Source organism: Candidatus Foliamicus sp. (assembly GCF_965221325.1).
In the GTDB taxonomy this organism is placed as follows: domain Bacteria; phylum Pseudomonadota; class Gammaproteobacteria; order Steroidobacterales; family Foliamicaceae; genus Foliamicus.
Window position 1 is genome coordinate 660,421 of sequence record NZ_OZ244880.1, and the last position, 10,791, is coordinate 671,211.

At 64.1% G+C, this 10,791-nt stretch carries 11 protein-coding genes; 5 read left to right on the plus strand and 6 right to left on the minus strand.

The window, feature by feature from the left end:
• Positions 1-79: 79 nt before the first annotated feature.
• Positions 80-1,489, minus strand: a complete 1,410-nt coding sequence (locus tag ACWCOO_RS03055) for a phenylacetate--CoA ligase family protein (RefSeq protein ID WP_446831988.1) — start codon at positions 1,487-1,489, stop codon at positions 80-82.
• Positions 1,490-1,650: 161 nt separating this feature from the next.
• Between ACWCOO_RS03055 and ACWCOO_RS03060 the strand changes: the two genes are divergently transcribed.
• From ACWCOO_RS03060 to ACWCOO_RS03075, 4 genes are all read left to right on the plus strand, one after another.
• Positions 1,651-2,787 carry a DUF2891 domain-containing protein gene (locus ACWCOO_RS03060; RefSeq protein WP_446831499.1) on the plus strand — a complete coding sequence of 379 codons (1,137 nt, stop codon included), beginning with the start codon at positions 1,651-1,653 and terminating at the stop codon, positions 2,785-2,787.
• Positions 2,784-4,223 (plus strand): UbiD family decarboxylase domain-containing protein, encoded by a 1,440-nt coding sequence (locus tag ACWCOO_RS03065; protein ID WP_446831500.1) that lies wholly within the window; start codon positions 2,784-2,786, stop codon positions 4,221-4,223. Before ACWCOO_RS03060 ends, ACWCOO_RS03065 begins: the two co-directional genes overlap by 4 nt.
• An 82-nt stretch (positions 4,224-4,305) precedes the next feature.
• Complete coding sequence (locus tag ACWCOO_RS03070) at positions 4,306-5,211, plus strand: DUF1838 family protein (protein WP_446831501.1); 906 nt, start codon at positions 4,306-4,308, stop codon at positions 5,209-5,211.
• The gene (locus tag ACWCOO_RS03075; protein ID WP_446831502.1) at positions 5,208-6,146 is read left to right on the plus strand and encodes a DUF1838 family protein; all 939 of its coding nucleotides are present in this window, start codon (positions 5,208-5,210) and stop codon (positions 6,144-6,146) included. Before ACWCOO_RS03070 ends, ACWCOO_RS03075 begins: the two co-directional genes overlap by 4 nt.
• Positions 6,147-6,186: 40 nt before the next feature.
• Here ACWCOO_RS03075 and ACWCOO_RS03080 read toward each other — a convergent pair whose 3' ends face one another.
• Both ACWCOO_RS03080 and ACWCOO_RS03085 read right to left on the minus strand, forming a co-directional pair.
• Complete coding sequence (locus ACWCOO_RS03080) at positions 6,187-6,651, minus strand: c-type cytochrome (RefSeq protein WP_446831503.1); 465 nt, start codon at positions 6,649-6,651, stop codon at positions 6,187-6,189.
• Positions 6,648-7,118, minus strand: coding sequence for a (2Fe-2S)-binding protein (locus ACWCOO_RS03085; protein ID WP_446831504.1), 471 nt, complete (start codon positions 7,116-7,118; stop codon positions 6,648-6,650). Before ACWCOO_RS03085 ends, ACWCOO_RS03080 begins: the two co-directional genes overlap by 4 nt.
• A gap of 95 nt (positions 7,119-7,213) precedes the next feature.
• Here ACWCOO_RS03085 and ACWCOO_RS03090 point away from each other — a divergent pair, with 95 nt between their 5' ends.
• A complete protein-coding gene (locus tag ACWCOO_RS03090; protein WP_446831505.1) occupies positions 7,214-9,385 on the plus strand; it encodes a molybdopterin cofactor-binding domain-containing protein in 2,172 nt (723 codons plus the stop codon).
• A 120-nt stretch (positions 9,386-9,505) separates the two neighbouring features.
• On the opposite strand, the gene ACWCOO_RS03095 is transcribed toward ACWCOO_RS03090, so the two are convergent.
• From ACWCOO_RS03095 to ACWCOO_RS03105, 3 genes are all read right to left on the minus strand, one after another.
• Positions 9,506-9,841: a hypothetical protein gene (locus ACWCOO_RS03095; protein WP_446831506.1), complete on the minus strand. Its 336-nt coding sequence runs from the start codon at positions 9,839-9,841 to the stop codon at positions 9,506-9,508.
• Positions 9,842-9,933: 92 nt separating this feature from the next.
• Complete coding sequence (locus ACWCOO_RS03100; RefSeq protein WP_446831507.1) at positions 9,934-10,359, minus strand: hypothetical protein; 426 nt, start codon at positions 10,357-10,359, stop codon at positions 9,934-9,936.
• A 40-nt stretch (positions 10,360-10,399) separates the two neighbouring features.
• Positions 10,400-10,687 (minus strand): type II toxin-antitoxin system HicB family antitoxin, encoded by a 288-nt coding sequence (locus ACWCOO_RS03105; RefSeq protein WP_446831508.1) that lies wholly within the window; start codon positions 10,685-10,687, stop codon positions 10,400-10,402.
• Between the last annotated feature and the right edge of the window lie 104 nt (positions 10,688-10,791).

Consider the following 10,791-nt stretch of genomic DNA (forward strand, 5'->3'; position numbering starts at 1 on the left):
TGTTCATAGGGCGGATATTGTGCCCGTTTCCGAGTCACCCTCCACGGAATACGCTCCGGTACGCGCCCTCGGGTCCGGACTAGCGGCGGATAAGTCGGCGGGGCTTTTGGCGGGATTCGGAGCCGGTCAGCGCTGCCAGGCTGCCGGGGGCGCACAGCCGCACCGGCACGCGCACGCCCAGCCGCTGCCGTATCAGGGCTTGCAGGCGCTCACCCAGTCCCGGCTGCTGCGGAGACTGTACTTCCACTTCGATGACGAACTCCTCTCCATCGAGGATGCAGATGTAGTCGCCGGCATAGGCGTCCGACTCCCGCAATACGCTCGCCGCAGCTTCCGGATAGAAATTGATGCCCTTGTACTTGACCATGCTGTCGCTGCGCCCGAGGAAACCGGCGATACGCGCGAACGGCAGGCCCAGCGCGTTTTCGCCAGGCAGCCAGGCGCTCAAGTCGCGCGTGTTGAAGCGGATGATCGGATAGGCGTCGTCCTTGTAGAGGCAGGTGCAGACCACGTCGCCCGGTTCGCCTTCGCTTGCTGCCAACTGCGAGGAAGGCTCGACAATTTCCACGAAATGGGCGTCCTCCATAACGTGCATGCCGTCCAGATCCGGCCCTTCGGCAGCGATCAGTCCGGTATCGCCCACGCCGTACCAATCGTAGACCGTGTCGCAGGCCCAGGCTTCGCCCAGGTCTTCTCGGGGCGTCATGCCGAGGTGGGTGGAAATCATGCGAATACAGATGTCGCGGCCCGGCTCGAGACCGCTGCGGCGGGCGGTGTCGGCGAGTTTGCGCAGGTAGTCGGCAAAACCCACCAGCACGGTGGCCTTGAATCGCGCCATGTTGGCTGTCTGCGTCAGCGAGGGTGTCTCGTTGCCGGCGCCCGCGGACAGCAGCACGGTCCGCGTATAGTGAAGCGCTGCTTCGCGTACGAAGTGGCCCGCGTTCACCATGCCGTGCGCGTAGCTGGAATGCATCACGTCGCTGCTTCGCAGGCCTTGCAGTAGCCAGGCACGCGCCACCATCAGCGCTTGCAGTTCTCGGCTTCGCGGCCCGAAGAATATCGGCTGCGGCGCCCCGGTGGTGCCGCTGGTGGTCTGCATCACCAGCCCCGCCGGCGGTGCCTCCGGATCGCCCTCGCGCTGGCGGTGGTAGTCGCCGAAAGGCGGATGGCGCTCCACGCTTTTCATCAGGTCCGCCTTGGAGAAAATCGGCAGCTTGGGCAGATCTTCGAGACTGCGCACATCGCCGGGCTCCAGACCGGACTCGCTCCATAGCCGGCGATAGAACGGCGTAGCCCAGGCTTGCTCCAGGCAGCGCCGGAAACGCCCTTCCTGAATCGCGCGCAGCTCGTCGCGGCTCATTCCGGCGAACCGCGCCGTGAAATCCTCCCCGAGTGGGTATTCGCGGCGCAACGCAGCCGGATTGGCTACCGAGAAGTAATCGGGAAGATGCTCCTGGCTCATGCGCCAGCACAGAATAGCCGACACCATCACGGCGGCAAAATGTCCGGCGTCTGGTGGTCGGTGGTACTATCCGGCGGGATACGGTGGAGGACTCCTGAATGTGGCTGCAGAACGGTGGCGTGTACCCGCGGCGGATCAGCACTACAGCGCCCCGCTCCGCAGGGCGGACGCGGAAGTCAGCAGCTTGCATGCTGCGCGCGGCTTGTCTGGCCCTGGTGTTGTTCGCGGCGGCTGAAGGCGCCGAAGCACACGGACCTGAAAACTCGGTAACGATAACCCTGCCGGCGCCAAGATTCGATCAGCCGCTCCACGATGTCCACGCGGCTGTCTTTTCGAGACTGGCGCTGGACTGCATCGTCACCGAATACCCCAACAAGCCCATGCAGGTCATGGTGGGTGATGAGTCCGCGCTAACGCCCCGGCAGTTGCACCCGGTCTTCTACGGCTGTTTCGACTGGCACTCGGCCTTGCACGGCCACTGGCTATTGGTGCGTCTTCTGAAAGTCTATCCGGGGCACCCTCAAGCCGAGCGGACCCGTGCCACGTTGGCCCGGCAATTCGGCGCCGCCGAGTTGCTGGCCGAGGCGGAGTACTTCGATCAGAAGCAAAACCGTTCGTTCGAGCGCATGTACGGCTGGGCCTGGCTCTTTCGCCTGGCTCTGGAGCTTCGCAACTTCGACGATGACGATGCCCGGGTCTGGGCCCAGCGGCTTGAGCCCCTGGAGCAGCGGATCGTGACGCTGACCCTGGATTATCTGCCGCGGCTGGACTGGCCGGTGCGCACCGGGGTGCATCCCAACACCGCTTTCGCGCTGGGGCAAGCACTCGATTACGCGCGCGCGGCCGGGCACGAGGAGTTGGAACAACTCGTGGTGGAAAGGAGCCTGCACTATTTCAAGGCCGACCGCGCGTATCCCGTGAACTACGAGCCCAGCGGCGAGGATTTCTTTTCCGCGGCGCTTGCCGAAGCAGACCTGATGCGCCGGGTGTTGCCGGGGGCGGAGTTTTCCGAGTGGCTGGACGGCTTCTTTCCGGGGCTTCGCCGAGGTGATTTGGGTCCGCTGCTTGTGCCGGCTACGGTCAGTGACGTAACCGACGGCAAGATTGTGCATCTGGCGGGATTGAACCTGCACCGCGCCTGGACCATGCGTTCTGTGGCATGGGCGCTTCCGGCAGAGGACCCGCGTCGCAGCGTGCTGCTGCAATCGGCAGACGAGCACCTCGCGGCGGGCCTGAGTTACGTCTTCAGCGGACACTATGAGGGTGAGCACTGGCTGGCGACGTTTGCGGTGTACGGACTTACGGACGTGGATGCGGTGCCGTGAGCCGAGGCGCCCGTGAATTGGGGCTTAGCGACGGCCTCAAGGCATGGCTGGAAGCGCAGGGCGATGCCGTCCTGCGCGTTGACGAGCCGATGGCGGTGGAATACGAAGTCACCGCGTTGCAGCATGCGCTGGACCGGGCGGAGCGCTATCCGCCGCTCTGGGTGCGCCAGCCGCGGCTGCCCAGCGGCGAAATCGCGCCGTTTTCGTTGGCTACCAATCTCACGGCAAGCCGCTCCGTGGTCTGCGCGGCGCTGGGTCTGGACAAACAGCGCCAGGCGGCGTCGTGGTGGGCCGAGCGGCAGCAAAGGCGAATCGAGCCGGTGGTTGTGCCCGCCGAGCAGGCGCCGGTGCGGACCAAGGTGTTGGAGGGCGGAGATGCGGATTTGCGCCAACTACCGGCCACCGTGCAGCACAAGGGGAATCCGGGGCCTTACCTGACCGCGGCCCACGCCACCACGTTCGATCCCGAGACGGAAATCGACAACTGCGCCATTCAGCGCTGCTGGATCAAGGACGCGCGGCGCATGACATGGTTCCCTTATCCCAATTCCCATAACGCCCGCAACATGCGCGCCTGGCACGAGCGCGGGGAACCCTGCCCGGTCGCTTTCTGGATCGGCCACCACCCGGCTGTGAGCGTGGCCGCGCAGGTGAAGCTGGGCTATCCGCAAAGTCACTGGCCGGCCGCCGGCGGCCTGGTGGGCGAACCTCTGCGACTCACGCCCTCGTTGCACTTCGGCGACCGCCTGCAGGTTCCGGCCGACGCCGAATTCGTGATCGAGGGGCTGGCGCATCCGGGGATTACCGAGGCCGACGGGCCGTTCGCCGAATACACCGGTTTTCTGGGTCCGGCGGTCGATGCCCCGGTATGCGAAGTGCTCTCGATATCGCACCGCGAAGGCGCGGTGCTGCACGATTGCGGCTCCGGCCTGGCGGACAACCTGACCCCGGACAATATCGCCATGGAAGGCAAGCTCTACTCGCTGGCGCGGTCCGTTTCGCCGCACCTGGTGAACGTGCATGTCCCGGCGCAGGGCCGGCGGTTCCTGGCGCTGCTGCAATTCGACGGCGCGCTGCCGGGGGAAGTGCGCGACGCGCTGACGGTGGTGCTCTCGTGGCGGCGGGTCAAGACAGCGGTGGCGCTGGACGCCGACATCGACCTGTTCGATCCGCAGCAGGTCAACTGGGCGTTGGCTACCCGCTTTCAGTGGGACCGCGACCTGCTGCGCCTGGACAATCTCTCCACCTCCTTGCTTGACCCGTCACTGGAACCGGGACGCAAGACCGCAGCCAAAGCCGCACTGGATGCGACTCTGCCGCCGGGCTCGGGCGTGCCGCCGGTAGCGCATCCCGATGCGGCGGCCTTGGCGAAGGCCTGCAAGTTGCTCGGAGTACTGTCAGTTTTACCGCAAGCCGATGGCTGGCCGGCAGACTGATAAAGGCCGCTGGCGCAGAGGCCCTACAATCGCGGATACACTGAGTGGCGGCCATGGCTTCTAAATCTGGGAGGAATTCGACATGAGGCATTCATTTCGTCCGGCGCTTGCCGTCGGAGCAAGCTTGGTGCTGAGCATGGCGTTTGCCGCTTTGCCGGCAGCGGAGCGGCTTGATCCGGCCAACCCCGAGCACGCCATCCTGATGGCGCAGAAGTTGAATTGCTCGCTCAACGAGGGCGAGACGATTCTCTACTGGTGGCAGGGTGGCGCCATGAGCCGCATGCCCGGCGAGAAAGACCGGCACCTGTTCAACGTGCAGGGCATGAACATCCGCCAGTGCAAGAACTTCGAAGATCCTGAGCGCGGCCGAGGCTACCGCTCCGTGTCGCGCGAGCTGCTGATCTACCTCGACCCCGACAGCAACGAAATCCTGCGCACCTGGACCAATCCCTGGACGGGCGAGGAAGTGGAGGTTGTGCATGTGGCCAACGATCCGGTGAATATGCGCGGCCCGTCCTACGCCTATCGCGAGGATGGCAGCGGTTACCGCTTCAACGGCTATTTCCTCAAGGGCAGAGTCTGGACCACGGGCTACGTGCCGCTGTTCTACAAGAATCCGCTGGCCGGCGAATACCAGGACTACGTGGGCGGCACCTACCACGCCATGGAGATGCTCAACAGCTATGCATACGAGGACGAATTGCTGGACCCGGAGCTGAACACGCTCAAGCGCTATACCCTCTCTTGGGCGCGCACGTCCAAGTGGCTGCCCTGGATGCGCATGGGCGACCGGCCGGGCATGATGATTTTCACTACCGTGGGCAAGCGGGTTGCGGGCATTGACGATTTGTCCGAGCCGCTGCGCAGCGAATTGCGCAACAACTATCCGAAGTACGCCGAGCCACCGCCGCTGGACGACGCCCGCCCCAATGTAACGAGCTGGTCGTATTTCAAGTCGGTGACCGAGCCGGAAGGAGATTGGCAATGATCAACGCAAAGCAACTTATTTCGCGGCTGGCGGGAACCTGTCTGGCGGGCGCCATGTGCGTGGCTGCCGGTCCGGCCTGGGGCGCGCAACTGGACGTGAACGATCCCGACGACGTGATCCGCCTGCTGATGAAGACGCGCTGCTCGCTGAACGATGGTGACACCGCGCTTTACTGGTGGGAGGGGCGCATGTACTCCCGCGTTCCGGGCGAAAAGGACCGCCACCTTTTCAATGTGCAGGGGATGAATATCCGTCACTGCGAGACCTTTACCGACCCGGTGCGCGGCCTGGGTTTCGCCGCGCGTTCGCGCGAGCTGATGCTGTATCTGGATCCGCAAACCAACGAGGTGCTGCGCAGTTGGAGCAATCCCTGGACGGGCGAGGAAGTGGAAGTGGTGCATGTGGCCAATGATCCGCCCGGCGACTACCGCGAGACCTGGGCCCGCGACGAGGCCGGCAATCCCACTGCTTCGCTGTTCTATTTCTTCAAGGACGGCGTGATGATGCATGGCGGCGGCGCGGCGCGGCTGTTCTATCAGAACCCCTTGGGCGGCGACTATCAGCCCTACGTGGGCGGTATCTATCACGCCATGGAGTTCGGCACGTCGGCGTCACCCGCCGACGAGATACTGGATGCGGATATTCCTGCCGCGCAGGATCGCGTGATTTCCTGGGGGCGAGTGTCCAAGTGGCTGCCGTGGATGAAGATGGGCGACCACGTGGGCGTGGTGGTGTTTCATACCGCCGGCATTCGGCTGGAGAGTTTCGACGAGATGCCGGCCATCATGATGGACGAGATCAAGGCCAACTACCCGCTGTACCTCGAGCCGCCCCCGATTCGCTACGAGAAGGGCAAAGAGACTTCCTGGACCGAATTCAAGGACTACATCGACGCCAAGCGCGCCGCCGAACAAGCCGCGGAGGCTGAAGAATAGATCACCGCGCCAGGGAGGCGCGGCTCGGCGCGGGCCGCCGCTATTCTTCTGCAGCGGCGGTTTGCAGCCAGGCGATCAGGTCTGCGCGGTCGCGTGGCCTGCGGATGCCGGCGAAGATCATCTTGTTGCCCGGGATGAGTTCGGTCGGATTGCGAATCCACTCATCCAGCGTTTCCGGCGTCCAGTCCAGGCTCGCGGCCAGCAGGGCTTCGGAATAGTCATAGCCTGGCGCGGTGCCCGCGGGCCGGTTCAGGAAGCCGCGCAGGTTCGGTCCCAGCAACTGATTTCCATCGGCTACCAGCGTGTGGCAAGCGCGGCACTGAATATACAGGCGGCGGCCCCGTTCCGTATTGGCGGTGGCCAGCAGGGTGGCAAGGTCCTGTTGTTCCTCGGCGGCCGGTTCCGAGTCCCCCGCAGGGCTGGTGGATCGCTGCTCGCCGCCGCAGCCCCCGAGCACAAATGCTGCCGCGGCCAGCGTGGCCGCAAGCGAGGTTGCGCGAATCAACTCTCGTCCGCCGCCGCCATGGATTTTGCGGCGGCATGTATGGCCCGCCGAATGCGCGGATAGGTGCCACATCGGCAGATGTTCGTTATCGAACTGTTGATGTCGTCGTCGCCGGGGCTCGGATTATCCGCCAGCAGCGCCGCCGCCGCCATCACCATTCCGGGCTGGCAATAGCCGCACTGCGGCACCTGCTCGTCAATCCAGGCCTGCTGCACGGGATGCACCATGCCCTCGTCCGACAACCCCTCGATGGTGGTGATATTGCGGCCTTCGGCGGCCGCGGTGTTTATTCGACAGGAGCGCACTGCTACCCCGTCCATATGCACGGTGCAGGCGCCGCACAAGGCTATGCCGCAGCCGTACTTGGTGCCCGTGAGATAAAGGTGATCACGCAGCGCCCAGAGCAGCGGCATATCGCCGGGCACGTCCACGGTTACCGGCTGGCCATTTAGATTGAAGCTTGCCACGGCTCAGCAGTTTATCACGCGCCGGACGCCTGATTTGGGGCTTGCAGGAACCACTCCTCCTGGTTTGCCGGAATACGGTTTATGATTTACCTTATATGCTGATCTCCAAACTTAAGTCCCCCGCTGCCGTTGCGCATGACTCCGCCGCGAGCCGGACCTGCGTTGCCCTGAATCGCCGCGAACTGCTCGCCGCCGCCGGTGCGCTGCTGGCGGCGCCCGCATTCGGTGTGCGGGTGGCGCTGGCCAGGGAAGAGCCGGCGTCGCTTAATGCCTGGGTTACCGTGAGCGAGGACGGGGCCGTGACCATCCTGTGTCCCGTGGGGGACATGGGGCAGGGCATTCTACACAGCTTGCCGCTGATCCTTGCGGACGAGATGGAAGTGGACTGGGAGCAGGTGCAGGTGCGCTATGCGCCGCTTGATCCGCAGTCGTATGGCAACGCGGCGCGGCTGGATCGAGGCCAGGGTTCCGGCAACAGCGTCTCGATTATGGGTTATCACCAGGGTCTGCGCCAGGCCGGCGCCGCGGCGCGGGAAATGCTGGTTGCTGCCGCCGCGGACGTCTGGGGCGTGCCCGCTGCGGAGTGTTACGCCGAGCAATCGAGGGTATGGCGCAACGGTCGCTCGCTGAGCTACGCGGAGCTTGCCGGCGCTGCGGCGCGGATGCCTGTGCCGGAGAGCCCGAGACTCAAGTCGCGTGAGGAATTCCGGCTGATCGGAAAGCATGCGCCGCGCAAGGACAGCGCCGACAAGGTAATGGGCACTTTTCCGTTCATGGCCGATTCGGCCGGCGGCGAACCGGCGCTGCGGGCCGCCATTCTGAATGCGCCGCGCCCGGGCGCCCGGCTCAAGAGCCTGGCTTTCGAGCAGCCGGACGAAGGCTGGCCGCGGGTAATGGCCATCGGCGAGAGCGCCGTGGCGGCAGTGGCCGAAGATTACTGGACCGCGTCCTCCGCGCTGGAGCAGGCCGAAGTGGTTTGGGAAGGCGGCGACGCCAGCAGCACCGATTCGGTGCTTGGGGAGTTGCGCACGGCGCTGGCCGAAGAAAACGGTCGCGTTTTCGTCGAAGGCGGGGATCCGGATTCCGCGCTTGCGAACGGCGGGCCCAGCCTCGACGCCACCTACGAGGTGCCGATTCTGGCCCACGCGACGATGGAACCCTTGGGTGCGACGGCGATGCTGAAAGGCGATGGTTGCGAGTTGTGGATGCCATCGCAGAACTTGCAGCGCTTGCAGGGCGATATCGCCAACGCCTTCGGCATGGAGCCCGAGCAAGTGCTGTTGCATCACTGCCACATGGGCGGTGCTTTCGGTCGCCGGATCGAATCGGAAGTGGCCCTTCAGGTGCTATCAATCGCCAAGACCTTGCGCGAGCAGGGGCTGCCGGACAGGCCGGTGCGGATGGTCTGGAGCCGTGAGCAGGACATGCGCCACGATTGCTATCGTCCGCCGTACGTGGCGCGGATGCGCGCGTCGTTGGACGAGGCCGGCCGCCCCGCCGCCTGGACCGCGAAGTCCGCAGGGCATTCGCTGTTGTTTGAGCGCTGGCCGTGGATGGTCGAAGAAGCGGCCGACCCTTCCTCGGTGGGCGGGCTTCTCAACGACTTGTACGCGATCCCCCATCGCCGGGTGAGCTACGTGATGCGGCAAATGCCGGTGCGTGGCGGATTCTGGCGCAGCGTGGCCTCAAGCATGAATTCCTTTTTCGCCGAGAGCTTCCTCGACGAAGTGGCGCATGAAGGCGGCCGGGGGCCGGTGGAACTGCGCGCCGAACTCGCCGCCAGCGACGCCCGCGCGCTCAAGGTGCTGGAGGTTGCCGCCCAAGGCTGGACCCCGCAAAGCGGCATTGCGCTTGCCAAGCTGTTTTCGAGCTACGTCGCGATGCAGGTGGAATTGGAAAACAAGGACGGTGCATGGCGCGCCAGCAAGATACGGACCGCCGTGGACTGCGGGCTGGCGGTGGACCCCGACAATGTTGTGGCGCAGATCGAAGGCGCCATCGTCTATGGCCTCACGGCACTTCTCTACGGCGAAATCAACCTGGAGAACGGCGCTGTCGTGGAAGGCAACTTCGACCGCTACCGGATGCTCACGCTGGCCGACACGCCGCCCATGGAGGTGGAATTGATCGCCTCGGACGAACCGCCAACCGGAATCGGCGAGCTCGGTACGCCCCTGGTGGCGCCGGCGTTCTGCAACGCATTATTCGCCGTTACCGGTCGCCGCGTCCGCAAGCTCCCGCTGCGCGCTGACGACCTCAAGGCCTGACCCACCCGCGCCCTGCCGGAGGGGCGGTCCGGCGGCATCCACCCAATGAGTCGGCCGGACACTTACGCAGGCTTTGCGAGATTGTCCAGGGTAGTTTGGCCAGATATACCAGGATAAGAGTCAGGTACGAGAGGCAAGCACTATCCAGCCCAGTGCGGCGCCGAACAGCGTGTTGAGAAAAGACGGCAGCGGGACGCTGAGGTAGAAAGCAAATACCGAGAGCGGCGCGCAAATCAGCGCCGTGACCCACGCCAAGCCCGGCTTGCGGCGATGGATCAGCAGGACGGCAAGCGCCAGCGGAATGCCCAGCAGCCACATCAGGACCACGAATGGCAAAAGCTGCCCAAGCCCGATGGCGAAAGGCCCCATGGAGTAATCGCCGACCATAAACACGGCGAGCACCGCAAGCGGCAGCCAAAATGCGCCAACCAAAGTCCGAACAAGCAACTTCTCCATGCTTGTAGTCTAACGTTCCGGCCTGCTCCCGTGCCCGCTGCACCCGCCGAAACGACCGCTGCAGCGGGGCCGGTCCGGCATCATCCGCACAATCAGTCGCTGCGGCGGTGGCGCAGGCGTTGCGCGAGTCTGCCAGGTCGCCTGGCCAAGTAACGCAGGGTATTGGTCAGGTACAGCAGGGCAAGCACGATCCAGCCCAGTGCGGCGCCGAACAGCGTGTTTAGAGGATGGGGCAGAGGTTGATCAAGGAGCCAGAAGAATAATGACACCGGCACACAAATCACCGCTGTAGCCCCTGCCAACTCCGGGTCCCGCCGACGGATCAGCAGGAAGGCGAGCGCCAACGGAATGCCCAGCAGCCACAGGAGCCCCATGTCTGACCAAAGCATACGTACCAAGAAGAAAGGTCCGGGATACCGGATGCCGCCAGACAGAACGGAGAATAAGGTAAGCACGACAACCAACGCCAGCGGCAGCCACAATGCGCCCATCAAAGTCCGACCAAGCAATGCCCACATACTTCTAGTCTAGCGTCCCAGCGCACACGGTGAATCCCTGTCAAAAATGCAGGGGTTTGCTCTGGGTTGTCTGCCTCGCGGAAAGCGTTCTGTGTTCGTCTGCTGTCGAGTTCGACCAAGCAAGCGGGCGCTTGCCGTTAGGCTGTTGTGCTGTGTGCCCCGTTTCTTGCACGGTGTCGCCCCAATGCTTGACCGCTTCGTTAATGCTCCTGAATGTATCCTCGTTGCTGTCGCCCTGCGACATGTACCCGGGAAGTTCGAGTATTTCGGCAACGAAAACCCGATCCTCCTTACTCCGGTAAAGAATGGCTTCGTACTTGTGCATCATGCATCCGGATTTCTTTCACGTAGGTTGCATCCGTCGTTAGTAGATGGTCGTTACTCCAAATGCAAAAGGAGCAATACACCTGCAGATGCGCTTCGGCGGTTCGG